The sequence below is a fragment of the Limnohabitans sp. TS-CS-82 genome (assembly GCF_002943475.1).
Genome location: NZ_PTQX01000001.1, coordinates 90,358 through 115,583, shown reverse-complemented (window position 1 = coordinate 115,583; position 25,226 = coordinate 90,358). Strand labels below are relative to the sequence as shown.

19 protein-coding genes are annotated in these 25,226 nt (G+C 55.6%); 13 read left to right on the top strand and 6 right to left on the bottom strand.

The genetic code is table 11. The features are described 5' to 3' along the window. Window positions 1-362: 362 nt before the first annotated feature. The 4 genes from C5F52_RS00500 to C5F52_RS00485 all read right to left on the bottom strand — a co-directional run bounded on the left by C5F52_RS00500 (window position 363) and on the right by C5F52_RS00485 (window position 5,202). Window positions 363-1,613 (bottom strand): M20/M25/M40 family metallo-hydrolase, encoded by a 1,251-nt coding sequence (locus tag C5F52_RS00500; protein ID WP_104796383.1) that lies wholly within the window; start codon window positions 1,611-1,613, stop codon window positions 363-365. A 36-nt stretch (window positions 1,614-1,649) separates the two neighbouring features. Beyond that, window positions 1,650-3,482 carry a 2-oxo-4-hydroxy-4-carboxy-5-ureidoimidazoline decarboxylase gene (uraD, locus tag C5F52_RS00495; protein ID WP_104796382.1) on the bottom strand — a complete coding sequence of 611 codons (1,833 nt, stop codon included), beginning with the start codon at window positions 3,480-3,482 and terminating at the stop codon, window positions 1,650-1,652. Between the two features lie 68 nt (window positions 3,483-3,550). Next, entirely contained in the window at window positions 3,551-4,522 is a 972-nt protein-coding gene (gene puuE, locus C5F52_RS00490) for an allantoinase PuuE (RefSeq protein ID WP_104796381.1), read from the bottom strand. A gap of 11 nt (window positions 4,523-4,533) precedes the next feature. After that, window positions 4,534-5,202, bottom strand: coding sequence for a GntR family transcriptional regulator (locus C5F52_RS00485; protein WP_104796380.1), 669 nt, complete (start codon window positions 5,200-5,202; stop codon window positions 4,534-4,536). A 106-nt stretch (window positions 5,203-5,308) separates the two neighbouring features. Here C5F52_RS00485 and uraH point away from each other — a divergent pair, with 106 nt between their 5' ends. The 13 genes from uraH to modC all read left to right on the top strand — a co-directional run bounded on the left by uraH (window position 5,309) and on the right by modC (window position 24,098). Then, complete coding sequence (gene uraH, locus C5F52_RS00480; protein WP_104796379.1) at window positions 5,309-5,665, top strand: hydroxyisourate hydrolase; 357 nt, start codon at window positions 5,309-5,311, stop codon at window positions 5,663-5,665. Between the two features lie 90 nt (window positions 5,666-5,755). Continuing rightward, window positions 5,756-8,830, top strand: coding sequence for a BPTD_3080 family restriction endonuclease (locus C5F52_RS00475; RefSeq protein ID WP_104796378.1), 3,075 nt, complete (start codon window positions 5,756-5,758; stop codon window positions 8,828-8,830). Continuing rightward, on the top strand, window positions 8,827-9,669 hold the full coding sequence (gene dinD / locus C5F52_RS00470) for a DNA damage-inducible protein D (protein WP_104796377.1): 843 nt from the start codon (window positions 8,827-8,829) through the stop codon (window positions 9,667-9,669). Before C5F52_RS00475 ends, dinD begins: the two co-directional genes overlap by 4 nt. A gap of 14 nt (window positions 9,670-9,683) precedes the next feature. Then, window positions 9,684-12,578 carry a site-specific DNA-methyltransferase gene (locus C5F52_RS00465; RefSeq protein WP_104796376.1) on the top strand — a complete coding sequence of 965 codons (2,895 nt, stop codon included), beginning with the start codon at window positions 9,684-9,686 and terminating at the stop codon, window positions 12,576-12,578. Between the two features lie 2 nt (window positions 12,579-12,580). Then, window positions 12,581-13,222, top strand: a complete 642-nt coding sequence (locus C5F52_RS00460; protein WP_104796375.1) for a hypothetical protein — start codon at window positions 12,581-12,583, stop codon at window positions 13,220-13,222. Between the two features lie 6 nt (window positions 13,223-13,228). Beyond that, window positions 13,229-15,349 (top strand): 3'-5' exonuclease, encoded by a 2,121-nt coding sequence (locus C5F52_RS00455; protein ID WP_104796374.1) that lies wholly within the window; start codon window positions 13,229-13,231, stop codon window positions 15,347-15,349. A 97-nt stretch (window positions 15,350-15,446) separates the two neighbouring features. Further along, window positions 15,447-16,919, top strand: a complete 1,473-nt coding sequence (gene xdhA / locus C5F52_RS00450) for a xanthine dehydrogenase small subunit (RefSeq protein WP_104796373.1) — start codon at window positions 15,447-15,449, stop codon at window positions 16,917-16,919. Further along, entirely contained in the window at window positions 16,920-19,280 is a 2,361-nt protein-coding gene (gene xdhB / locus C5F52_RS00445; protein WP_104796372.1) for a xanthine dehydrogenase molybdopterin binding subunit, read from the top strand. A 7-nt stretch (window positions 19,281-19,287) separates the two neighbouring features. Then, window positions 19,288-20,160, top strand: coding sequence for a xanthine dehydrogenase accessory protein XdhC (gene xdhC / locus C5F52_RS00440; protein ID WP_104796371.1), 873 nt, complete (start codon window positions 19,288-19,290; stop codon window positions 20,158-20,160). A 183-nt stretch (window positions 20,161-20,343) separates the two neighbouring features. Continuing rightward, window positions 20,344-21,555, top strand: a complete 1,212-nt coding sequence (locus C5F52_RS00435; protein ID WP_104796370.1) for a urate hydroxylase PuuD — start codon at window positions 20,344-20,346, stop codon at window positions 21,553-21,555. A 9-nt stretch (window positions 21,556-21,564) separates the two neighbouring features. Further along, window positions 21,565-22,311 carry a molybdate ABC transporter substrate-binding protein gene (modA, locus tag C5F52_RS00430; protein WP_104796369.1) on the top strand — a complete coding sequence of 249 codons (747 nt, stop codon included), beginning with the start codon at window positions 21,565-21,567 and terminating at the stop codon, window positions 22,309-22,311. A 9-nt stretch (window positions 22,312-22,320) separates the two neighbouring features. Further along, window positions 22,321-23,013, top strand: coding sequence for a molybdate ABC transporter permease subunit (modB, locus tag C5F52_RS00425; protein WP_104796368.1), 693 nt, complete (start codon window positions 22,321-22,323; stop codon window positions 23,011-23,013). Continuing rightward, on the top strand, window positions 23,010-24,098 hold the full coding sequence (gene modC, locus C5F52_RS00420) for a molybdenum ABC transporter ATP-binding protein (RefSeq protein WP_104796367.1): 1,089 nt from the start codon (window positions 23,010-23,012) through the stop codon (window positions 24,096-24,098). Before modB ends, modC begins: the two co-directional genes overlap by 4 nt. Before the next feature lie 3 nt (window positions 24,099-24,101). On the opposite strand, the gene C5F52_RS00415 is transcribed toward modC, so the two are convergent. Further along, window positions 24,102-24,842 (bottom strand): LrgB family protein, encoded by a 741-nt coding sequence (locus C5F52_RS00415; protein ID WP_104796366.1) that lies wholly within the window; start codon window positions 24,840-24,842, stop codon window positions 24,102-24,104. Window positions 24,843-24,845: 3 nt separating this feature from the next. Then, complete coding sequence (locus tag C5F52_RS00410) at window positions 24,846-25,196, bottom strand: CidA/LrgA family protein (RefSeq protein WP_104796365.1); 351 nt, start codon at window positions 25,194-25,196, stop codon at window positions 24,846-24,848. Window positions 25,197-25,226: the final 30 nt, after the last annotated feature.

Below are 25,226 nucleotides of genomic sequence, written 5' to 3'. Positions count from 1 at the left end.
TTTTTTGAGTTTGTTTTGCTGGGCTCGCTGTGCGCAGAGGACTTGGGCCGGTTCCTCATGCTGGGTACAGAAATCGTCACCGGCCCAAGCCCTCTAAGCACAGACTGCGGCTGGCAAATGTTTGGTTAGAACTGTTCCTTGCAGAGGTTTGTTCTTTGGCTTGCATATGTGCACCGATTCATCGCACGCTGCCAGTTCGCAAATTTGTACCGGCAACGTGAAGCGTGGGCCTAAGGTGTTTCAATTCAAAACAGTTGTGCGGCTTGGGTGCGGCGGCCGACGATTTCTGGTACCCCAGCATGAGGAGGCCGCCGCACCCAAGCTGCGCAACCCCCTCCGGAGCGAAACTCTACGAAACAGGTTTAGCTCAACAAATCCAACAAAGTGCGCGCCACCACCTTGGTCGCCCGACGCACATCTTCCAACATCACACGTTCATCGTTGCGCTTGGCGTGGCTCTCCAGCACCGTACGTGGCCCCGCGCCGTAGATGACGCCGGGAATGCCCTGCGCCACATACAGGCGCACATCGGTGTAGAGCGGCGTGCCCACAGCGGGGATGGGTTCGCCAAATAGTTGTTCGCCGTGTTTTTGGATGGCGTCGACCAAAGGTTTGTTGCCTGCCAGCGGAATCATGGCTTTGGCGAGCAAGAGTCGTTTGATGTCGACCTTGAGTTGCTTGCCGCCACGGGGTGGGTTGAATGAAGCCGCTGCGTCTTCGATGGTTTTGCGAATGGACGCTTCCACTTCAACGGGGTTCTCTTCTGGAATCATGCGGCGGTCGAGTTTGAACACGACCTTGCCGGGCACGACGTTGGTGTTGGTGCCGCCGGTGATTTGGCCCACGTTGAGGTAAGGGTGGGTGATGCCTTCGATCTTTGAGGTGGTTTGTTTGTATCCCTCATTGAGCGCGTGCAGGGCGTTCAGGATGTGCACCGCGCCTTGCAAGGCATCTGTGCCGCTGTCGGGAATGGCGGCGTGGGCCATTTCGCCTTGCACGGTGACTTCCATTTGCAAGCAGCCGTTGTGGGCGGTGACCACTTGGTAGCTAAAGCCGGCGGCAATCATCAAGTCGGGTTTGGTCAGGTCGTGAGACAGCAACCAGCCTGGGCCTTTTTCGCCGCCAAATTCTTCGTCGTAGGTGAAGTGAAGTTCAACGCCGCCTTTCAACGGCAGGCCCAAAGATTCGAGTGCGCGTGTGGCAAAGGTGAAGGTAGAAAAGTCGCTCTTGCTCACCGCTGTGGCGCGGCCGTACATGGCGCCGTTTTCAATCTCAGCGCCGTAAGGCTTGTGTGTCCAGCCCTCGCCCGGAGGGACCACATCGCCGTGTGCATTGAGCGCAATGGTTTTGCCGCCATCGGCAAACTTGCGGCGCACGATGAGGTTGGTGATGCTTTCCAAACCGTAGGCTTTCACCTCGTCGCTGGGCACAGCGTGCTTCTCGGCTTCGTAGCCAAAGCTGTGCAACAACTCGGCGGTGCGCTCGGCATGCGGGGCGTTGTTGCCGGGTGGGGTGTCTGTGGGGACTTGCACCAAGGCTTGCAAGAACTTCACTTGCTCGTCAAAGTGCGCGTCGATCCATGCGTCGAGTTGGGCGTATTGGGTTTGGCTCATGGTGTGTCTCTGGTTGTTATTGCTTATGCGCAGGCTTTAAGCGTGCGTGTTGTGCAGCAAGTGCATGAAGGCGTCGACGGCTAATTGGATGTCGTCACTTGTTGTCGACTCAAGCGGGTTGTGGCTGATGCCTGCGTTTTGGCCGCGCACAAACAACATGGCTTGCGGCATGACTTCGTGCAGCTTCATCGCGTCGTGGCCCGCGCCGCTGGGCAGGTGGAACACGGGCACACCCAAGCTTTGCACAGCCTGCTCCCAAGCGGCTTGCAGCTTGGCGTCGCTCGGTGCGGCGCTGGCGCGCATGGTTTCTTCGAGGGTGTAGTGCAAGCCACGGCGCTCACAAATGGCTTTGAGTTCGGCCAGCACGTCGTGCATGAGGCTGTCGCGCAGTTCATTGGTGGTGGCACGCAGATCGAGGCTGAATTGGCAGCGTCCGGGCACCACGTTGATGGAGCCATTGGGCACAGTCAGCATGCCGATCGTGCCAACGCATGCTGAAGTTGGGCTCTTCGCCGTGTCGGCAGAGACGGCGTTCAATGCCGCCGCGCGTTTTTCAACGAACAACGCAAGTTCGGATACCGCAGTAGCCGCGTCGCGGCGGCGGTCCATCGGTGTCGTGCCTGCGTGGCTGGCCATGCCCACCACTTCGCCCACAAAGCGCACGCTGCCGTTGATAGAAGTGACCACGCCCAGTGGAATGTCCAGCTCGTTCAGCACAGGGCCTTGCTCGATGTGAACTTCCACAAAGCCCAAATACTCAGCTGCGTTGCGTGTGAGTTTGGGGATGTCTTCAATCTTCAAGCCCGCTTGCTTCATGGCTTGACGCATCGTGATGCCGTCCGCATCTTTCTGGTCCAGCCACTCGTTTTTAAAGTCGCCCACCAAAGCACCAGAGCCAAGGAAGGTGGCTTTGTAGCGTTGGCCTTCTTCTTCGGCAAAGGCCACCACTTCGAGGTTGAAGGGCAAACGCTTGCCCGCACGGGCCAGCTCGCGCACACAGGCCATGGGCACGAAGATGCCTAGGCGGCCGTCGTACTTGCCGCCGTTGCGCACGGTGTCGTAGTGCGAACCGGTCATCAAAGTTTTAGCGTGCTGAGATGAGGCTTTGTAAACACCCACCACGTTGCCCACCGCGTCGATGTGCACCTCGTCAAAGCCGCAGGCCTTCATGCCCAGCTCAATCGTGCGGGCGCATTTCAGGTGTGCGTCGGTCAGGTAAGTGACGGTGAGTTCTTCGCGTGCGGCGTGCGGTGCGTGTTTGTTGACCACGCCTGCATCGCTGAACTGGGCCAGCCATTCGTGCCAGTCCCACACTTCGTGGCCTAGCGCGGGTTCGTAGCCCAGCTTGTCGTTGAGGCGAATCTCCACGATGCGGTGGATGTTGCGCAAGCACTCGGCCAGTTCGTAGTCGGGGTGGTTGTGCAGGCGGCGCTCAAAGGTGCTGATGATTTGCTGCTTGTTCAGGCCAGAGCCACGCGGGCCGCGCACGGCCAAGATGAACGGAAAACCAAACTTGGCGTTGTAGCTGGCGTTGAGTTGCTGGATGTGCGCAAATTCTTCAGGCGTGCAGTTGGTCAGGCCCGCTTTGGTTTGCTCGTTGGTCGATTCAGCGGTGAGGCTTTTGCTCACCATCGCTTTGCCTGCCAACTCGGGGTGGGCACGCACCAAGGCGAGTTGCGGTGCACGGCCCGCTTTGTTTAGCACTTGCACCATCGCGTGTTTGAGCGCGGCGGCGGACGTAAAAGGGCGGGCGTCGAGCGCTTGCTCGGCAATCCAATCGGAGTGTTCGTATAAGCCATTCAACAAGGCGGCCGCCTCGGCGCGGGGCAGTGTGTTGATTTGGTTCAGCGTGATGTGCGTGTGGCTCATGTCGTTGTCCTGCTTAGGTGTGAAACGATGCGAAGGTGGCGTGGCGTTGAAGGCGCGTGCTGTATCAATCAGCTGCCGCTGTAGGGATGTACTTGTTTCCAATGGCGCGCAATGTCAATGCGGCGCGCCACCCACACACGGTCGTGCTTGGCGATGTGGTCTAAGAACTTTTGCAATGCCACGATGCGCCCGGGCTTGCCCAGCAAGCGGCAGTGCATGCCAATGCTCATCATCTTGGGTGCTTCGTCGCCCTCGGCATACAGCGCATCAAAGCTGTCGCGCAAATAGACAAAGAAGTCTTCTGCTTGGCTAAAGCCTTGGGGCAGGGCAAAGCGCATGTCGTTGCAGTCGAGCGTGTAGGGCACCACGAGTTGGGGCGCCACCTCGCCATTGGTTTTTTGGACCTTCATCCAAAAGGGCAGGTCTTCGCCGTAGTAGTCGCTGTCGTATTCAAAGCCACCGTGGTCGGCCACGAGGCGGCGGGTGTTGGGGCTGTCGCGGCCGGTGTACCAGCCTGCGCCATGAATGCTGTTGCCGTGCGTAGTGTGTGTCAGGCGCTCGATGATTTCGATGCCCTTGTGCATGTGCGCACGCTCAGTGGCTTCGTCGGTGGTTTGGTAGTTGATCCAGCGGTAGCCATGGCAGGCAATTTCGTGGCCGAGTTCTACAAACGCAGCGGTGAGTTCGGGGTGGCGCTCCAGCGCCATGCCCACGCCAAACACGGTGAGGGGCAGCCCGCGTTTTTCAAACTCGCGCAAGATGCGCCACACGCCTACGCGTGAGCCGTATTCGTAAATGCCTTCCATGCTCAGGTGGCGGTCGGGGAAGCTAGGCGGGTTGAACATCTCGCTCAAAAACATCTCGCTGCCGGCATCGCCGTGCACGGTGGCGTTCTCGCCGCCTTCTTCGTAGTTCAGCACAAACTGCACCGCAATGCGGGCTTGGTTGGGCCATTGCGCGTGCGGCACTTGGCGACCGTAACCTACGAGGTCACGAGGGTAGGCAGCGGTGCTGTCGTAGGTGGCGTTGGGGTTTGACATACGTTTTCTCCTTAGGCCAACGCCATCGCGATGTCGTTGCTGGGCACTTTGCGGTCAAGCGCCAAACCTTCTTCCACGTTGCGCAGGTGTTCGTCCATCAGCTTGACGGCCAAGTCTTCGTTTTTGTCAGCGATGGCTTTCAAAATTTCGGCGTGTTCTTCGGCCGAGTGTTCGGCAGCATTGGCGCTTTGGTACATGAGGGTGATGAGGGCGCAGCGTGAAATGAGTTCGCCCAAAATTTGCGCGAGTACATCGTTGCCCATCAGCTCGGCCATGCGCACATGGAAGTCGCCCAGCAAGTCGGTTCGGCCAGCTACATCGCCACGGCTGACGGCTGCTTTCTCTTCGGTCACGTGGTCTTTGAGGGCTTTGATTTGTGCGGAGGTGACGTTGCGCACAAAGCTGCGTGTCATCTCAGCTTCCAACATGCGGCGCACGGCAAACACTTGGCGGGCTTCGTCGGAAGAGGGCGTGGCCACAAACGCACCGCGCGCGGGCTCCATGCGGATGAGGCGCTTTTGCACCAGTTGAAACAGCGCTTGGCGAATGAGGGTGCGTGACACTCCGAAGTGGTCGGCGAGTTTTTGCTCGGCCAGTTTGGTGCCGGGGTGCAGACGGTGCTCCACAATGGCTTTGGTGAGGGCGTCCACAATGCTGCGAGTGGCGGTTGAGCTGTCCATTTGAGGTCTCCGGCAAATTCACGTGAGCCCATGATAGACCCAAATGCAAAAATTGTATACACTTTCAGTCGACCGAGTCGGTCGCTAACCATTTTCGGAGCATTTCATGGGATTGAGCACACACGTTTTAGACACCATGCACGGTGGCCCTGCGGCTGGCATGAAAGTGTCGTTGTTCACCACCACCGAGGATGGTCACGCCACCTTGGTCAAGTCGTTCACGCTGAACCACGATGGCCGCAACCCCGACGGCCCGCTGTATGACAACGACAGCTTGAAAAAAGGCACTTACCGCTTGGTGTTTGACGTGAAGGGCTACTTTGCTTCCAAGAACGTTGAATTGCCTGAGCCCAATTTCTTGAACAATGTCAGCCTTGACTTTGGCGTGGCCCACACCGACCAGCACTACCACGTGCCTTTGTTGGTGAGCCCTTGGAGCTACTCGACTTACCGCGGCTCGTAAACTTTTCAGAATTAGAAAGCATCAGGTGTTCTGAATACATAATCATGACTTCTAAAGAGGCAAGCAAGCCGATAACAAGAAGTCCACCTGATGAGCAACCTGTTTTTTGAAAAGCCAATTCTCAATTCACCTTATGACTATCCAAGTCAGCATTGGGAGTTGGACGATACAGGGCAACCTACACAAAAAGTTATCAACACTAGGCGTACGGCTGAGTTCGTCACGCCGATTCCAAAGCCTAAAAAGCGCAAAACTAAAGACAAAGATGCGCAGGTTGACTTAGATCTTGCCAACGAAGTCTCTGATGAGCTGCAGCAATACCACTCAGCCATCATCAACGGCGTTCGCGCAGAGGTAGACAAATGGCGCAGTCTTCCTAACCCTAGTGATTGGGGTGTTACGCCTGAAACTGCTCGCTTGTTGCAACATTGGCGTCACCACAATTTCAGCGGTGTTCGCCCTTTTTTCTGTCAAGTCGAAGCTGTTGAAACAGCAATCTGGTTAACTGAAGTCGCACCTAAACGCGGCAAGATGGCTCAAACCTTTTTAGATCATTTGCAAAGTGCAAATGAAGATGCCAATCCGGGTTTGATGCGCTTGGCACTCAAGCTAGCCACTGGCGCTGGCAAGACCACAGTGATGGCCATGATCATTGCATGGCAAACCATCAATGCGGCTCGTCGTCCTACAAGCACTAAATACACACGTGGCTTTTTGCTTGTTGCGCCTGGCTTGACGATCAAAGATCGCTTGCGTGTCCTGCTACCTAATGACCCAGAGAGCTATTACAAAACACGCGAGCTTGTGCCAAGTGACATGATGGCTGACCTTGAGCGTTGCAAGATTGTTATCACCAACTATCACTCATTCAAGCTGCGCGAAAGACTGGAGCTAGCCAAAGGCACGCGTCTATTGCTGCAAGGGCGTGAAGGTAGTTCGCTCGATACCCTTGAGTCAGAAGGTCAAATGATTCAGCGCGTCATGCCTGAACTGATGGGCATGAAAAACATCATGGTCATTAACGATGAGGCGCATCATTGCTATCAAGAAAAGCCAGTCAAGCAAGACGATTCGGAAGACCTCAAAGGCGATGACAAAAAAGAGGCAGAAGAAAACAACGAAGCCGCGCGTCTTTGGATCAACGGCATCAAATCGGTGCAGCGTCAGCTGGGTTTGAACCGCGTGATTGACTTATCCGCTACGCCATTTTTCTTGCGTGGTTCGGGTTATGTGGAAGGTACGTTGTTCCCTTGGACCATGAGCGACTTTTCGCTAATGGACGCCATTGAATGCGGCATTGTTAAGTTGCCACGCGTACCTGTTTCCGACAACATCGTTGGCGCAGAGGTTCCTGTATTTAGGAACTTGTGGGAGAACATTAGCAAGGACATGCCCAAGAAGGGGCGCGGTAAGGGCGAAGTGCTTGACCCGCTGAAGTTGCCGACAAAACTCCAAACAGCACTTCAAGCCTTGTATGGTCATTATGAAAAGACCTTCGAGTTTTGGAAGTCGGAAGGCATCCGTGTTCCGCCTTGCTTTATCGTGGTTTGTAACAACACATCAACATCCAAGCTGGTGTATGACTACATCTCAGGTTTTCAACCAGCATCAAGCCCTGATGAGACAACGCCTCCGCCAAACTTGGGGGCGCTCAAGCTCTTCTCGAATTACGATGAATATGGCAACCCACTGGCTAGACCACGCACGCTATTGATTGACAGTGAACAGCTCGAATCAGGCGAAGCCCTTGATGACAACTTCCGCAAAATGGCCGATGCTGAGATTCAGCAATTTCGCCGTGAAATCATTGAGCGCACTGGCGACTTGCAAGCGGGTAACAACATCACAGAATCAGACTTGTTGCGCGAAGCGATGAACACCGTTGGCAAAGTGGGTCGACTCGGAGAGACTATTCGCTGCGTGGTGTCTGTTTCAATGCTCACAGAAGGCTGGGACACCAATACTGTCACGCATGTGTTGGGTGTACGTGCATTTGGTACGCAATTGTTGTGTGAACAAGTTATTGGTCGCGCATTGCGTCGCCAGTCTTATGAATTGAATGCTGAAGGCAAGTTTGATGTCGAATATGCCGATGTGTTGGGCATCCCGTTTGACTTCAACGCTGAACCCACTATTGCAAAGCCGGTAAAGCCCCGCGAAACGGTACACGTCAAAGCTATCAAGCCCGAGCGTGATGTACACGAAATCCGCTTTCCTCGTGTGCAGGGGTATCGCGTTGTGCTGCCGGAAGAAACGGTGGATGCCGTTTTTAACGAAGACTCTACCTTGGTGCTTACGCCTGCTTTGGTTGGCCCATCCATTACCAAGCAAGAGGGCATTATTGGTGAAGGGGTTGAGCTGACGCTTGCGCATACTAAAGATATGCGCAAATCAACATTGCTGTATCACTTGACTCAGCGATTGCTCTACACCAAGTTCCGTGATCCCGGTGAAGAACCAAAGCTGCACTTATTTGGCCAACTTAAGCGAGTCGTGAAGCAGTGGCTTGATCAGCACCTGAAGTGCATGGGCGACACATATCCCGCGCAGTTGCTTTATCTAGAGCTGGCAGACCGTGCTTGTGAACGCATCAAGCAAGCGATAGATCGAGCTAATTTAGAAAAAGGTGACAGTCAGATTCAGGCGGTGCTTGACCCATACAACCCAGTGGGCAGCACGGCACACGTTAACTTCACCACAACCAAAACAGACCGCTGGGAAGCAAGCGCAAAGCATTGCCACCTGAACTGGCTCATCATGGACAGCGACTGGGAAGCCGAATTTTGTCGAGCTGCAGAAGCGCATCCCAAAGTGGTCAGTTATGTGAAAAACCATAACCTTGGCTTCGAGGTGCCTTATCTAATAGGAGCTGAAACACACCGCTACTTGCCCGACTTCATCTTGCGCGTTGATGACGGGCATGGTCCTGACGACCTGCTTTATCTCGTTGTAGAAATTAAAGGCTACCGTGGGGAAAACGCCAAAGATAAAAAAGCAGCGATGGAAACCCGATGGCTACCAGGTGTAAACAATACCAAGCACCATGGGCGCTGGGCGTTTGCTGAATTCACGGATGTGTATGCCATGCAAAAAGACCTCGCAGACAAAGTGCAGTCGCAATTTAATGCCATGCTCAATAAAGTCACACCAGGAGTTCCATTATGAAAAAAGAACTGGTTCAAACACTGACAGACACTTTTGAAGGGCATGCGCAACAAACCGAAACTGGCGTGGAGTACTGGCTGGCAAGGGATATTCAGCACTTATTGGGATATGCGGAATGGCGTAATTTTGGGCTTGTGATCATCAAGGCGAAAACAGCCTGCGAGGTCAGCAAGCAGCGCGTGACTGACCATTTTGTTGACGTCAACAAAATGGTCGAACTAGGTTCAGGAGGCCAGCGCGAAATCGACGACATCATGCTTACCCGTTATGCGTGTTACCTGATTGCACAAAACGGTGACCCGCGAAAACCCGAAATTGCTTTTGCCCAAACCTACTTTGCGGTGCAAACCCGCAAGGCAGAGTTGATCGAACAACGCATGCTGGATGCTGAGCGCATCCACGCACGTAAAAAACTGACCGAAACAGAAAAAGAACTTTCGCAAGTCATCTACGAGCAAACTGGCGGCAACCAAGACTTTGGAGTCATTCGTAGCAAAGGCGACCACGCCCTGTTTGGCAAAAGCACCCAAGCCATGAAAGCTCAATGGAAAGTGCCTGATAGCCGCCCATTGGCCGACTTTGCGCCCACGATTTTGCTCAAGGCCAAAGACTTTGCTGCTGAAATCACCATCTTCAATGCACGTCAGCACCAAATGGGTAATGAGGGGCAAATCTCTAAAGAGCACATCACCAACAACCAAGCAGTGCGCAATACGTTGTTAGAACGCGGTATTCGCCCCGAAAGCCTGCCACCGGAAGAAGACGTGAAAAAGGTCGAGCGACGCTTGCAGTCAGACGACAAAAAGGCACTCAAAAAGCCCGACACCTTGGATAACTGATAAAAAGAAGAATCATGGCTACCCGCAAACCCAAAACCCCTAAAGCCGATCTGCAAGTCGAAACCATCAAGCACGATGGCGATACGCGCAAGAACATTCCCACTGCCGAATTCCAGTCTGTGGTGCAGCGTGAGCACCAGCAGCAAGTGCAAGTGAGCTACGAGCGTGGCGCACCCGCTGGCCCGCTACAGGCAGAGCGAAACGCCCGCAACCGTGACCTAGACCCACAGCTGGTCTGGCGCGGCAAAGACCAACAAGACTGGTCTGACCTGGTGGTCAATGCGCCGCCGCTCTACATCCAAGAAAAAGTGCACCCTAAGGTGCTGATCGACGACCTCAAGCGTCAAACCGACAAAGCCAAAGCAGCGACCGAGCCTGAGCAACAAGGCTTTACAGCCGACTTGTTTGCCGACATGGCCAAAGACTTCAACGGCCTGCCCGACGACGATGCCAAAACTGAGTTTTATGCGCACGACCAGCATTGGTCTAACCGCATGATTTTGGGCGACAGCCTGCAAGTGATGGCAAGCTTGGCCGAGCGCGAAGGCTTGCGCGGCAAAGTGCAATGCATTTACTTTGATCCGCCCTACGGCATCAAGTTCAACAGCAACTTTCAGTGGAGCACCACCAGCCGCGACGTGAAAGACGGCAACGCCGACCACATCACCCGCGAGCCCGAAATGGTGAAAGCCTTTCGTGATACCTGGAAGGACGGTATCCATTCTTATCTGGCCTACATCCGCGACCGCCTGACCGTGGCGCGTGATTTGCTGACTGACTCAGGTTCTGTTTTTGTGCAGATCGGTGAAGAAAACGTGCATCGTGTGCGAATGTTGCTTGAAGAAGTATTCGGCGATGAAAACTATGTCAGTGAAATTGCATATCACGCAACATCTGGGTCTACTGCTGAATACCTTTCAAACCCAAAGCACTATGTTCTTTGGTTCGCCCGTAATAGTGCCTCTTTGAAATTTCGTAGGCTTTTCGTACCGCGACCATTTAGCTCGGAAGATCCAGGGCCATGGCAGATCATCGAAAAAAATTGCTATCGCAGTCGACTCAGTGAATTCTTGGCCAGTGGTGAAAGCCTTAATTCACCCAATATTCGTATTGCTCGACTAGGGGATGCAACTTCTCAACGACAAGGTAGAGATGCCGGTGACGCATCGGCAATGGGATTTCCATTTGAATATCAAGGTGGAATTTATAGGCCATCAGGAACAAGGGGGTGGAGCACAACTTTGCCAGGCTTTATACGAGCAGCAAAAGCAAGTCGCCTTCATGGTGGAGGTAAATCACTCAGCCTTGTCAGATATTTTGATGAGTCTCCCTATTCGCCGCTGACAAGTTCATGGGATGACACTGGCGGCACTGTTGGAGCGGAAAAAGTTTATGTCGTACAAACAAACGTCAAAGTCATACAACGATGCTTTTTGATGGCATCTGACCCGGGTGACCTTGTGCTCGACCCAACATGCGGTTCAGGAACTAGCGCCTTCGTCGCCGAACAATGGGGTCGCCGCTGGATCACCATCGACACCTCCCGTGTCGCACTGGCCTTGGCCCGTGCCCGCATCATGGGTGCACGCTACCCCTTCTACCTGCTGGCCGACAGTAAAGAAGGGCAAGCCAAAGAAGGCGAGGTCACGCGCACCGCACCCAAGAGCCACGCTACCCACAGCAACATTCGCCAGGGCTTTGTGCACGAACGCGTGCCGCACATTACGCTCAAGAGTATTGCCAACAACGCCGAGATCGATGTGATTTATGACAAGCATCAAGCCCAGCTGGAGCCACTGCGTGAGAAACTGAACACAGCCCTCAAAATGCAATGGCAAGAGTGGGAAATCCCCCGCGAAGTAGACGCTAAGTGGAGCGATGCGGCCAAAAAACTGCACGCCGATTGGTGGAAGCAGCGCGTTGCCCGCCAGCAAGAGATTGACGCGTCGATTGCCGCCAAGGCCGACTTTGAATACCTGTACGACCGTCCATACGAAGACAAAAAGAAGGTGCGTGTGGCAGGCCCCTTCACGGTGGAGAGCCTGCTGCCCCACCGCGTACTGGGCGTGGACGAAGACGACAAGCTGATCGACCCTGTCGCTCAAGAGCAAGGCGGCTCGTACGAACGCAATTTTGCGCAAATCATCTTGGACAACCTGCGCACCGCAGGCGTGCAGCAAGCGCACAAGACGGACAAGATCAACTTCACATCACTCACGCCCTGGCCTGGCGAATACGTGTGCGCCGAAGGCCGATACATGGAAGGCGCTGATGCCGAAGGCAACGGAGGCAATGAAAAACGCGCAGGCATTTTTATCGGCCCCGAGTTCGGCACCGTGAGCCGTCCCGACCTGGTGACCGCCGCACGCGAAGCGGGTGATGCAGGCTTTGATGTGTTGATCGCTTGCGCCTTCAACTACGACGCGCACAGTAGCGAGTTCTCCAAGCTCGGTCGCATCCCAGTGCTCAAGGCCCGCATGAACGCCGATCTGCATATGGCCGAAGACCTGAAGAACACCGGCAAAGGCAACCTGTTCGTCATCTTTGGCGAACCCGACATCGACATCATCCCGGTGGGCGATCAAGTGCAAGTCAAGGTCAACGGCGTGGACGTGTTCCACCCCAACACAGGTGAAGTGCGCAGCGACGGAGCCGACGGCATCGCCTGCTGGTTCATCGACACCGACTACAACGAAGAAAGCTTCTTCGTCCGTCATGCCTATTTCTTGGGTGCAAACGATCCGTACAAGTCGCTTAAGACCACGCTCAAGGCTGAAATCAATCAAGAGGCTTGGGAGTCACTTAACAGCGATACGTCACGGGCGTTTGATAAACCTAAGTCAGGACGCATTGCGGTCAAGGTGATCAATCACCTGGGGGATGAGGTAATGAAGGTTTTTAAGATTTAAAAATGGCTACAGATAAATTGAAACCAAATCATTGGTACAAGGTTGGGCAGCAAAGCATGGCTGTCTATGCGCGTAATGCTGGTTTCGATCTAGCTATTTACGACGAATACTCGGTGAGCATTCAAAGAGAAATTCGTAAAAAAACCGTGCAAGAAGCAATGCGATCTATTGAACAGGCGTGTCGTCAAAAGGGCTTTGAGTTGTCTGAAATTGATAAAGGCGTGTATGTGATTTCGTTGGCAAACCCTCTGTCTATTCAATACCCGGGAGGACGTTCACAAGTCATATATGTGGGGCGTGGAAATATTCATCACCGAGTTAAGGCACATTTCGAGCATAAGCTTTTCGATTTCATGCTCAGTGTTGCCGGCGCTGATTTTGACTTTTACTTTGCCAAACCCACGCGTGCAGGTACAGCTGATTATTTCCATCATGTTGAACACACAATGTTGAATTGGTTTAGTTCTCAGTATCGAGATGAGAACGAAAAAGTTCGTTGGCCGCTGATGAACAAGATATCTGGTGCAAAAAAGAACTATGCCCCTGATGTAAAGGAATGGTGGAAAAAACCGTTAAAAGCCAGCGGAAGAACGCCGCTTTGGGAAATGAAACCCACAAACTTTAATGCGTTCAAGCTGGACTGATCTTGTATGCAATTCCGCATCTCTGACACTTTTACCGATAGTTTGAGCCGTCTAACTGCTGAAGAGCAGAAATTCGTCAAGATCACAGCTTTCGACCTGCAACAAAACCCGGCCAACCCGGGGTTACAGATGCACCGCATCGAAAAGTCCAAAGACAAGCATTTCTGGTCCATGCGTGTAGGGCGAGACATACGCCTGATCGTTCATAAGACCGAGGGTAGCTTTTTACTTTGTTATGCCGATCATCACGATAAGGCCTATCAGTGGGCCGAGCGGCGCAGGCTAGAAACACACCCCACCACTGGCGCTGCGCAGTGGGTAGAAATACGTGAGCGTGTGGTTGAGCAAGCCACTGGCGTGGTGGCCAAACCATCAGAGGCTGCTAAACCGCAGCTGTTTACAAAGCTGTCAGATGCCGACCTGTTGTCTTACGGCGTACCTGCTGAATGGTTGGCTGATGTCAAACAGGCAACCGAAGATAGTTTGCTGACGTTGGCCGAACATTTGCCTGCCGAAGCTGCAGAGGCTTTGCTAGAGCTGGCCACTGGCGGCAAACCTCAACCTGTCAACCTTGGCAAGGTTACCGACCCGTTCAGCCACCCCGACGCGCAGCGTCGCTTCCGCGTCATGCACGGGGTAGACGAGCTGGAGCAAGCACTGAACTACCCATGGGAAAAGTGGACGATCTTTTTGCATCCTTCACAGCAGCAGTGGGTGATACGCGATTACGCAGGTCCTGCTCGTGTTTCTGGCTCGGCCGGCACGGGCAAAACTATCGTGGCCTTGCACCGTGCGGTCACGCTAGCGCGTGAGCACCCAGATGCGCGTGTGTGGCTCACCACGTTCTCTGACACTTTGGCAAATGCGCTGCAAACCAAGCTGAACCGTTTGATCAGCCATCAACCGCGCTTGGCTGAACGCCTAGAGGTGATGTCGATGAATGGCATGGGCAAGCGTTTGCTAGATCGCCATGCTGATAAAGCCAAATCTCGTCCACGTTTGGCCAGCGCAGATGACGTTCGCCTAGCGGTGGCTGAGTCATTGGCGCAGATGAAGCTCGATAACCCTGGTGCTGTGCTGGCTCGGTTTAACTTGAATTTCGTGCTGGGCGAGTGGTTAGATGTGGTGGATGCTTGGCAATTGCAAGCGTGGGAGGACTACCGTGATGTCAAACGCTTAGGTAGGAAAACGCGATTGAATGAAGCTCAGCGCCAAACACTTTGGCAAATTTTTGAAGGTGTTAAAACTAGGCTTGATATGGCAGGTGTGATGACGCATGCATGCATGTTTACTTTATTAGCCAGCAAACTTGCAGCACTCAAACACCCACCTTTTGAGTTTGTAGTGGTGGACGAGGCACAAGACGTGAGTGTTAGCCAACTTCGTATGTTGGCAGCGATGGCAGGCGTTGCGCCTGATGGGGCAGGTCAAATTCGACCAAACAGTTTGTTTTTTGCGGGCGATTTGGGACAGCGAATTTTCCAGCAGCCATTTTCTTGGAAGTCGCTTGGGGTTGACGTGAGAGGGCGTTCACGCACGTTGCATATCAATTACCGCACATCGCACCAAATACGTCAGCAAGCTGATCGTCTGCTTGGCCCTGAGGTGTCTGACCTTGATGGAATTACCGAAAGCCGCAAGGGGACCGTGTCTGTTTTTAATGGGCCAGCACCCTTGATTGAAGGTTATCCCAATGAGAAAGCTGAGATTTCCGGTGTGGCAAAACATCTCGTCCGATGGACCAAAGAAGGCATAGCGCCGCATGAGATAGGTGTTTTTGTCCGTTCAGATGAGCAGGTCCAAAGAGCAGCTGATGCGCTCAAAGATGCGGGACTTCGATTCCGTGTGCTTGATGAGTATGTTGAAACCGCCGAAGGGGAGGCATCTGTTTGCACAATGCACCTAGCAAAAGGTTTGGAGTTCAAGGCTGTAGTCGTGATGGCTTGCGACGATGAGGTCTTGCCATTGCAGTCACGTATAGAAAGTGTGATGGACGAAGCAGACTTAGAAGAGGTCTACAACACAGAGCGACACTTACTTTATGTTGCGTGTACCCGTGCACGTGATCATTTATTAGTAACTGGCGTAAAGCCGATGTCTGAATTTCTAGATGATTTGAAGGGTTGAAGTAATTTTTTGTATACGCAGCGGCATACCTGCTGCCGAAATGGGGTGCTTGTCACTAAAATCTGGGCTCTTTCCCCAGATTTCCACACCTCACACCATGACCCAAGTCACCAACACCGTGCGCTTTGTGCTCGACGGCCAGATCGTTGAAGCCCAAGGTGCCCGTCGCACCACCACCGTTCTCGATTACCTGCGTGAGCAGCTCCACCGCACCGGCACCAAAGAAGGTTGCGCCGAGGGCGACTGTGGTGCTTGCGTGGTGATGGTGGGTGAACTCAATGCCGCTGGTACGGGCGTGGACTATGTGGCCACCAACGCGTGTATCCAATTGCTGCCTTCGCTCGATGGCAAATCTATCAAGACGGTGGAAAGCTTGAAAAAGGCCGACGGTACTTTGCACCCCGTGCAAGACGAGATGGTCAAGTGCCACGGCTCGCAGTGCGGCTTTTGCACACCTGGCATCGTGATGAGTTTGGTGAACTTGGTGCAAACCAACACCTCGCCCGTGCGTCAAGAAATCACCGACGCGCTGAGCGGCAACTTGTGCCGTTGCACAGGCTACGCGCCCATCATCGACGCTACAGCCAAGGCGTGCGAGAAGAAATCTGCTCTCAAAGTAGACGACAGCGCCGACTTGCCCCTGCTCAAAGAAATCAAGCGTGCCAGCACACCGACCATGAGTTTGGACGGCGAAATCATCGTGCAGCCCGTGGTGCGCACCCGCAAGGGCAACGAGTTTGTGTCACCCGCCACCTTGGCTGAAGTGGCTGACTATTTGGTCAAGCACCCCACCACCACCTTGCTGGCAGGCAGCACCGAAATCGGTTTGCAAGTGAACAAGCAGTTCGCGCGCCCTGACCACATCATGTACTTGGGCAACGTCAAAGAACTGCGCCAAGTGGCTGAGACCGACAAGGTTTGGCGCATTGGTGCAGCGGTGTCGCTGACCAAAGTGGAAGTGCTAGTCGCCAAGGCTTACCCCGACTTTGCCGAAGTGCTGCGCCGCTTTGGTTCGCCCCCCATCCGTTCTACCGCTACGTTGGCAGGCAACATCGCCAACGGCTCGCCCATTGGCGACTCCATGCCTTGCTTGCTGGCGCTGGGTGCAAACCTCGTGTTGCGCCGTGGCGAGAAGACCCGCAACGTGCTGCTGGAAAACTTCTACACGGGCATGAAGAAAAGCGTGCTCGAAGCCGGTGAGTTCATCGAAGCTGTCGAGTTGCCCAAGCCTGTGGCGGGCCAAGTGTTCCGCGCCCACAAGGTGAGCAAGCGTTTTGAGCAAGACATTTCGGCCACTTGCGCGGCCATCAGCTACACGCTCAAAGGCGGCAAGCTGTCTGGCGTGAAGCTGGCCTACAACGGCCTCAGCCCATTCCCAGCGCGTGCGCCCAAACTCGAAGCTGTGCTTGAAGGCAAATCGCCAGCAGACGTGAAAGCCGCTGATTTGGATGCCGTGATTGCCTCTAGCTTCACCGCTCGCGACGGCTTGCGTGCCACATGGGCTTACCGCGCATTGGTGGCTCGCAACTTGGCCTTGGAATTCATCGAAGAACAGAAAGAGGTGGCTTGAATGAACGCTCCTACCGCACTCAAAAACTTGCTGCCTGTGTCAGGCGTTCAGCAAGGCACCGACATCGTTCACGAGTCTGCCCACTTGCACGTGACCGGCTCTGCCACCTACATCGACGACATCCCCGAGCACGCAGGCACTTTGTATGCCGCGCTCATCTTGTCGCCTGTGGCGCATGGTGAGTTGATCGGTGACGGCATTGACCGCGAAGCCATCCTCAAAGAGCACGGCGTCGTAGCCGTCTACACCGCCAAAGACATTCCGGGCGAAAACAACTGCGGCCCCATCGTGCACGATGATCCGTTCCTCGCTGCAGGCAAGGTCGAGTTCATCGGTCAAGCCGTGGCCGTTGTCGTGGCGCGCGACATGCTCTATGCACGCGAAGCTGCGCACAAAGCCAAGGTGTTGGTGAAAGAACTCAAGCCCATCTTGACGGTGGAAGAGGCGATGGCAGCCAACAGCTTCATCATGCCGCCCAAAGGCATCACACGCGGCGACGCTGCTGCTGCCATTGCCAGCGCGCCTCACAAAATCAAAGGCACGACTCGCACGGGTCAGCAAGAACAGTTTTATCTGGAATGCCAAATCACTTACGCGGTGCCTAAGGAAGACGGCCAGCTCACGCTGTACGTGTCGACCCAGCACCCTGACGGCAACCAGCGCGAAGCCGCACACGCCTTGAACCTGCACACCAACGACGTGGAGGTGATTTGCCGCCGCATGGGTGGCGGCTTTGGTGGCAAAGAAGGCAACGCCAGCATCTTCAGCCAAAGCGCTGCCTTGGCCGCGTTCAAACTGAACAAACCCGTCAAGCTGCGCATCAACCGCGACGACGACATGACCATCACCGGCAAGCGTCACGATTTCCGCATCGACTACGAAGTGGGCTTTGACGACAGCGGCCGCGTCTTGGGCGCGGACATCACGCTGATGTCACGCTGCGGTTACAGCACCGACTACTCCGGCCCTGTGAACGACCGCGCTTGCTTGCACATCGACAACAGCTATCACATCCCAGCTTTGAAGTTGGTGAGCCACCGCTGCAAAACCAACACACAAAGCGCCACCGCTTTCCGTGGTTTTGGCGGCCCACAAGGCATGTTCGGCATCGAAACGGTGATGGACGAGATCGCGATGACTTTGGGCAAAGACCCCTTGGAAGTGCGCAAGCTCAACCTGTACAAAGACCCCGCCATCAGCGGCACGCCCGACACCATGACCACCCAATACAACCAGCTCATTGAAGACTGGGTGGGCGACAAGGTGATCGCGCAAGTCGAACACGAATCCAAATACGCCGAGCGTCGCGCAGCGGTGCATGCGTTCAACGCCAAGAGCAAAACCCGCAAGCGCGGTTTGTCGCTTGTGCCGTTGAAGTTCGGCATCAGCTTTACCGCCACACACTTGAACCAAGGTGGTGCTTTGTTGGTGGTCTACATGGACGGCTCTGTGAGCTGCAACCACGGCGGTACCGAAATGGGCCAGGGCCTGAACACCAAGATGGCGCAGGTGTGTGCCGATGGTTTGGGTATCAGCGTGGACCATGTGCGCATCACCGCCACTGACTCACAAAAAGTGCCTAACGCTTCAGCCACCTCGGCTTCGAGCGGTGCTGACATCAACGGCGCAGCCATCATGAACGCGACCATGCAAATGCGTGAACGCTTGAAGCCTGTGGCGGCCCGCATGTTGGGCTGTGCTGAAGGCGATGTGACCTTCGCCAACAACGAAGTCCACGGCGGCGGCAAAGCCGTCAAGTGGGCTGATGTGACCAAGCAAGCGTGGCTTGACCGCGTGGGCTTGAGCGTCACTGGCTTCTACATGACGCCCGAAATCAAATACGACTTCACCACCCTGAACGGCCGTGCTTTCTATTACTACTGTTACGGCGCTGCCGTGAGCGAAGTAGAGATCGACACCCGCACCGGCGAGTGGAGGCTCCTAGCCGTGGACATCGTGCATGACGTGGGCCGCAGCATCAACCCCGCATTGGACAAAGGCCAGATCGAAGGCGCTTATGTGCAAGGCATGGGCTGGCTCACCATGGAAGAGTGCATTTGGGACAAAAAGGGCAAGCTGCTCACGCACGGCCCAAGCACCTACAAAATTCCAGTAGCGGGCGACATCCCAGAACACTTCAATGTGTCTTTGTTCGACAACGCCAACTTGAAGCCCACGCCTTTCAACAGCAAGGCCACGGGCGAGCCACCTTTGATGTTGGGCCTGTCTGCCTTCTTCGCCTTGCGCGATGCGGTGGCCGCCAGCGCCGACCACAAAGCCGTGGTGTACATGGACGCACCCGCCACGCCTGAGCGCATCTTGATGGCGTGCGAAGCCGTCAAGGCCAAGGTCGCGGCTTAAACCCTTCGTGCCACGCCACACCGCTGAGCTATTGAACCAACTCCAACATGCCGACGGCGTGTTGGTGTCGGTCGACAGCGTGCAGGGCTCGGGCCCACGCGAAGTGGGCGCTTGGATGGCGGTGTTCCCGCAGACTTTGGTCAACACCATTGGTGGCGGGCACTTGGAGTTTCAGGCCATCAACGAGGCCCGTGCTTTGTTGACACGCCCCGCGCATATCAACCTTTCTGACAACGCAGCGCCGTCTGATAACGGTCACGCCTCATCGCCGCTCACGCATGAAGACAACGCGTTGACCACCCGCTATGCCCTAGGCCCCGCCTTGGGTCAATGCTGCGGCGGCGTGGTGCACTTGAAGTTCGAGCGCATCAGTGCCGCTGATGCCCCCGCACTCAAACAACGACTTTTGGCCAACGGCCAGCCCCTCGCACTCTTTGGCGGTGGCCATGTGGGCCGCGCCTTGGTCAACGTGCTCAGCACCTTGCCCTACAACGTGCAGTGGATCGACAGTCGAGACGAAATTTTCCCCGCACACCTACCGCCCAATGTGGTGTGTGAACATTCCGACCCCGTGCATGCGGCCGTGGCTGATTTGCCCAGCGATGCAAGCGTGCTCATCATGAGCTTTAGCCATGCGGAAGATTTAGATGTGGTGGCCGCCTGCCTCAAGCGCCAACGCCTGCACGGCGATTTGAAATTTGTTGGCCTGATTGGTAGCAAAACCAAGTGGGCCACGTTTCAACACCGACTCGAAGCCAAAGGCTTTACCGTCGAAGAATTGGCCTTCATCACTTGCCCTATCGGGGTGAGTGGCATTACGGGTAAAGAGCCTGAAGTGATTGCGGTGTCGGTGGCGGCACAGTTGTTGCGAGTTCGATAGCGTTTGACGCTAGGGTTTGCACCGAAGCATTCAGCTTTGTTTGGCGACAGATTTTGTATACACTTTGCATCACCTGTCGCAGCGGAGCAGGGCAGCTATCAGCCCTTGTTCGCGACCCTCGTGTCATTCACAGCGCCCGCAGTGGTGAATGGCAACTTTGACTGAAAAGACTGAGGTCTCGACATGGACGCATATTTCTTAGACTGGGCCAATCTGCTGCTGCGTTGGGTGCACGTCATCACCGCCATCGCTTGGATTGGCTCCTCGTTTTACTTTGTCTTCTTAGACAACAACCTCATCAAACCCAACTCACCCGACCTGTTAGAAAAAGGCGTGGATGGCGCGATGTGGGCGGTGCACGGTGGCGGTTTTTATAACCCGCAAAAGTACATGGTGGCTCCGAAGAAGATCCACACCAAGCTGCATTGGTTCTATTGGGAAAGCTACTCCACTTGGCTGACGGGCTTTGGCTTGTTCACCGTGCTGTACCTGTGGAACGCGGGCACCTTCTTGATTGACAAGTCGCTCATGGACTGGTCGCCTGCAGCGGCCATCACGGCTGCGCTGAGCTTCTTGGTTGCGTTTTGGTTCATCTACGACGCGGTGTGCCGCGTATTTGGCTTCCGCGAAAACGGCGAGCGCATTGTGGCCCTCACCATGATCGTGGTGGTGGCGTTTGCATCGTGGTTGTCTTGCCAGTTGTTTGCAGGCCGCGCCGCCTTCTTGTTGGTGGGCGCGATGATCGCTACCTCCATGAGCGCCAACGTGTTTTTCTGGATCATCCCAGGCCAACGCAAAGTGGTGGCCGCCATGACATCGGGCGTGGCGATGGACCCCAAAGAGTTGGCCACGCACGGTAAGCGCGGTAAGCAGCGCAGCGTGCACAACACTTACTTTACGCTGCCCGTCATCTTTGCGATGCTGAGCAACCACTACAGCTTCTTGTACACCTACGAAAACAACTGGGTCATCTTGGTGATGATGATGTTGGCTGGTGCTTTGATTCGCCAGTTCTTCGTGCAACGCCACGGCTACCACTTGGGCCGTGCCAAGAACCCACTGCCGTTTGCCATTGCAGGCGTGGTGCTGTTGCTGAGTGTCATTGTGTGGATGCGCCCAGCGCCATCAGCAACCGTGGCTGTGAGTGATGCGCCTGTGACGTTTGCAGAAGTCAATGCCATCTTCGTGCAACGCTGCCAAAGCTGCCACGGCGAACAAGTGCAAATGAAGAACGTGCGCTTCGATACAGCCGAGGGCGTCAAGCAACACGCATTGGGCATCTACCAACAAGCGGTAGTCACACGCCAAATGCCAATGAACAATGCCACGGGCATCACCGAGGCAGAGCGTGCGACCATCAAGCGTTGGTACGAAGCAGGAGCCGCGCTGAGATAATCAGCGCCTATGAAATTACGCCTGATGCTGGCAGCTGCCAGCACTCTTTTTTTTGTTGCTGCTCAAGCGCGTGAAGTGACGGTAGCCGTCGCCGCCAACTTCACCGCCCCCATGCAAAAAATTGCCAAAGCGTTTGAGCAAGACACGGGGCACAAAGCTCAGTTGGCCTTTGGCGCAACGGGCAAGTTCTACGCGCAAATCAAAAACGGTGCGCCGTTTGCCGTGCTGCTGGCCGCCGATGATGAAACCCCCGCACGCTTAGAAAAAGAAGGCCTCGCCATTGCAGGCACGCGCTTCACCTATGCCACGGGTCGCTTGGCGCTTTGGAGTAAACGCCCCAACTTGGTGGATGACAAAGGCGAGGTGCTGCGCAGCAACAGCTTTCACAAGTTAGCCATTGCCGATCCCAAGCTCGCCCCCTATGGCATGGCAGCGATGGAAGTCATCCACAAGCTGGGCGTGCAAGCCAACGTTGTTCCTAAGCTCGTGCAAGGCGAGAGCATTGGCCAGACCTACCAATTCATCCGCACAGAAAACGCACAGCTGGGTTTTGTGGCCTTGTCGCAAATTTCAGTTGACGGTCGCATCACCCAAGGCTCGGCATGGGTCGTGCCGCAAAGCATGCACACACCGCTCAAGCAAGACGCCGTGTTGCTCAATGCGGGCAAAGACAACGCAGCCGCACATGCGCTGCTGAAATACCTGCAAGGCGACACCGCCAAAGCCATCATCACCAGCTACGGCTACGCCCTGTAAAGTGTGGGCATGAATTTAAGCGCCGAAGATTTCCAAGCCATTGCGTTGACGCTGCAGCTTGCCAGCGTCACCACGGTGTTGCTGCTGTTGCTGGCCACGCCAGTGGCGTGGTGGCTAGCGCACACGCGGTCGGCTTGGCGTGCGCCTGTTGCCTCGCTCGTCGCTCTGCCTTTGGTGTTGCCGCCCACGGTATTGGGTTTTTATTTGTTGGTGGCGCTTGGCCCCAATGGCCCGATCGGCCAGTTCACGCAATGGGCAGGCTGGGGCACGTTGGCCTTTAGCTTTTGGGGTTTGGTGTTGGGCTCGATCGTGTACTCATTGCCGTTCGCCGTGCAGCCGCTGGTCAACGCGTTTGAAGCGATGGGCCCGCGCCCCATGGAAGTGGCTGCCACTTTGCGAGCCAGCAAGTGGGATGCCTTCTTCACTGTGGCTGTGCCTTTGGCCAAGCCCGGTTTTGTGATGGCCGCCATGTTGAGCTTTGCGCACACCGTGGGCGAGTTTGGTGTGGTGCTGATGATTGGCGGCAACATCCCCGACAAAACCCGCGTGGTGTCCACCCAAATTTACGGCCATGTGGAAGCGATGGAATATTCACAAGCACACGGGCTTGCTGGCGTGATGTTGGTGTTCTCGTTTGTTGTGTTGTTGGGTTTGTCGTGGTTTAACCGTCACTCCAACCGTGGCCAAAAGGTGGGCGCATGAACATCCACTTGCAACTCGATATTGCGCGTGCTGACTTTGATGTGTCGGTCGATGTGCAGTTGCCCGCGCACGGCATCACCGTCATCTTTGGCCCATCGGGCTGTGGCAAAACGACTTTGCTGCGTTGCGTCGCTGGGCTAGAACCCTCCGCGCGTGGCGTGGTGCAACTAGGCCACGAGGTGTGGCAAGACGATACACACCATGTGCGCCTGCCCACGCACCAACGCGCCTTGGGCTATGTGTTTCAAGAGGCGTCGTTGTTTGACCATTTGGATGTGGAAGGCAACTTGGCCTACGGCCACCAACGTGCTGAAAAACAGAGCCGCAACGCGATGAGCCAAGCCGTGGTGCAACAAACCATTGAGCTGCTGGGCATTGGCCATTTGCTCAAACGCCGCAGCCACGAGCTGTCGGGGGGCGAGCGTCAACGCGTGGCCATTGCTCGGGCTTTGGTCACGCAGCCACGTTTGCTGTTGCTAGACGAACCGTTGGCTGCGCTCGACCACGCACGCCGACAAGAAGTGCTGCCCTGGCTAGAAAAGCTGCGCGATGACTTGAACATCCCCATGCTTTACGTCACCCACGCGGTGGACGAAGTGGCCCGCTTGGCCGACACGCTGGTGGTAATGAACGAAGGCCGCGTGCAAGCCAACGGCCCTGTGGCCGAAGTGCTGACCCAAGCCAAGCTACCCGTGGTGGTTGGCGAGGATGCAGGTGCTTTGCTCACAGGCATCGTGCTGGCCATCGACACCCAGTGGCATTTGGCTCAAGTGGGCTTTGCAGGTGGTGCGCTGTGGGTGCGCGACAGCGGCTTGGTTGTGGGGCAAACCGTGCGCCTGCGCGTGCTGGCGCGTGACGTGAGCGTGACCTTGCACGAAGCCACACACACCAGCATTCAAAACCACGTGCCCTGCGTGGTGGACGCCATCACGCCAGACGCACATCCGTCACAAGTGCTGCTGCGTTTGCGTTGTGGCGACACCGTGTTGCTGGCGCGCGTCACTGCGCGTGGCGTGCATGAGTTGGGGCTGCAGGTGGGCATGCCTGCGTGGGCCCAGGTGAAGTCGGTGGCGCTGGTTAAGTAAGCCTTAAAACCACCAAGCCACCGCATACGGAATCACCACCGCACCCACAATGCCGTGCAAGCCCATACCCAGGCTGGCGTAGGCGCCTGCTTCGGGGTGTACGCTGAAAGCGCGTGAGGTGCCTATGCCGTGTGCCGCTACGCCTAAGGCAAAACCGCGTTGCCACCATGCGGTCACGCGCAAGGCATCCAACACGTAGCGGCCCAGCACGGCGCCCAAGATACCGGTGCTCACCGCAAAGATGGCGGTCAAGGTAGGCGAGGCTTGCACGCGTTCGGCAATGCCCATCGCAATTGGCGCGGTGACCGACTTGGCCACCAAGCCGCGCACCAACGACTCGTCCACGCCTAACCAACGCGCCATACCCACGGCGGTGAACACTGACGTGATGCCACCCGCCACCAGTGACAGCAGCAACACGCTCATGCGGCCCTTGAGTGACGCAAAACCTTTGTAGATCGGAATGGCCAGCGATACCGTGGCTGTGCCCAGCAAGAAGTGCACAAACTGCGCGCCTTCGAAATACTTGGCATACGGCATGTCGAGCACGCTGATGCTGAAGCAAACCACCACCACCGCAATCAACACAGGGTTGGCCAGCGGGTTGCGCTGGCTGCGTTCGTACAGCGTGAGCCCCAACAAATACGCGCTCAGCGTCAGCACCAAGGCCAGCAGGGGGCTGCCCGAGAGGTACACCCAAATGTCAGAGATGGGTGGCAACTGCGTTTGAAATTCCTTATTCATACGTTATGCATCGGTAGGATTCTTCTTAGCCAACACTTTCAGCAAGCCCGCCGTCACCGCCACCGTGGCCACCACGCTCACCACCAGCGCCGCGCTGATGGCCCACGCGTTGGCCTGCAACACGGGCAAGTAAAGCACCACGCCCACCGATGCGGGGATGAACAGCAACCCCAAGTGCTGCAAGATGCTGCCACCAACAAGGTCTATTGACGTAGGCACGTGGCCGCGAACGCTGAGATACACCAGCAACAACACCAAGCCCAACACAGGGCCAGGGATGAAGGGCAGGGCGAACTTAGAGACGAGTTCGCCGAGGGCTTGGAAGATGAAGAGTTGGACGAGGCCTTGGATCATGGCTGGAGTTTAGACAACAGTGACGGTGTG

What these genes read in the sequence shown, in the direction of transcription:
- C5F52_RS00500 (WP_104796383.1), bottom strand. Translation starts at nt 1,613, where the DNA reads ATGAGCCAAACCCAATACGCCCAACTCGACGCATGGATCGACGCGCAC.
- uraD (WP_104796382.1), bottom strand. Translation starts at nt 3,482, where the DNA reads ATGAGCCACACGCACATCACGCTGAACCAAATCAACACACTGCCCCGC.
- puuE (WP_104796381.1), bottom strand. Translation starts at nt 4,522, where the DNA reads ATGTCAAACCCCAACGCCACCTACGACAGCACCGCTGCCTACCCTCGT.
- C5F52_RS00485 (WP_104796380.1), bottom strand. Translation starts at nt 5,202, where the DNA reads ATGGACAGCTCAACCGCCACTCGCAGCATTGTGGACGCCCTCACCAAA.
- uraH (WP_104796379.1), top strand. Translation starts at nt 5,309, where the DNA reads ATGGGATTGAGCACACACGTTTTAGACACCATGCACGGTGGCCCTGCG.
- C5F52_RS00475 (WP_104796378.1), top strand. Translation starts at nt 5,756, where the DNA reads ATGAGCAACCTGTTTTTTGAAAAGCCAATTCTCAATTCACCTTATGAC.
- dinD (WP_104796377.1), top strand. Translation starts at nt 8,827, where the DNA reads ATGAAAAAAGAACTGGTTCAAACACTGACAGACACTTTTGAAGGGCAT.
- C5F52_RS00465 (WP_104796376.1), top strand. Translation starts at nt 9,684, where the DNA reads ATGGCTACCCGCAAACCCAAAACCCCTAAAGCCGATCTGCAAGTCGAA.
- C5F52_RS00460 (WP_104796375.1), top strand. Translation starts at nt 12,581, where the DNA reads ATGGCTACAGATAAATTGAAACCAAATCATTGGTACAAGGTTGGGCAG.
- C5F52_RS00455 (WP_104796374.1), top strand. Translation starts at nt 13,229, where the DNA reads ATGCAATTCCGCATCTCTGACACTTTTACCGATAGTTTGAGCCGTCTA.
- xdhA (WP_104796373.1), top strand. Translation starts at nt 15,447, where the DNA reads ATGACCCAAGTCACCAACACCGTGCGCTTTGTGCTCGACGGCCAGATC.
- xdhB (WP_104796372.1), top strand. Translation starts at nt 16,920, where the DNA reads ATGAACGCTCCTACCGCACTCAAAAACTTGCTGCCTGTGTCAGGCGTT.
- C5F52_RS00435 (WP_104796370.1), top strand. Translation starts at nt 20,344, where the DNA reads ATGGACGCATATTTCTTAGACTGGGCCAATCTGCTGCTGCGTTGGGTG.
- modA (WP_104796369.1), top strand. Translation starts at nt 21,565, where the DNA reads ATGAAATTACGCCTGATGCTGGCAGCTGCCAGCACTCTTTTTTTTGTT.
- modB (WP_104796368.1), top strand. Translation starts at nt 22,321, where the DNA reads ATGAATTTAAGCGCCGAAGATTTCCAAGCCATTGCGTTGACGCTGCAG.
- modC (WP_104796367.1), top strand. Translation starts at nt 23,010, where the DNA reads ATGAACATCCACTTGCAACTCGATATTGCGCGTGCTGACTTTGATGTG.
- C5F52_RS00415 (WP_104796366.1), bottom strand. Translation starts at nt 24,842, where the DNA reads ATGAATAAGGAATTTCAAACGCAGTTGCCACCCATCTCTGACATTTGG.
- C5F52_RS00410 (WP_104796365.1), bottom strand. Translation starts at nt 25,196, where the DNA reads ATGATCCAAGGCCTCGTCCAACTCTTCATCTTCCAAGCCCTCGGCGAA.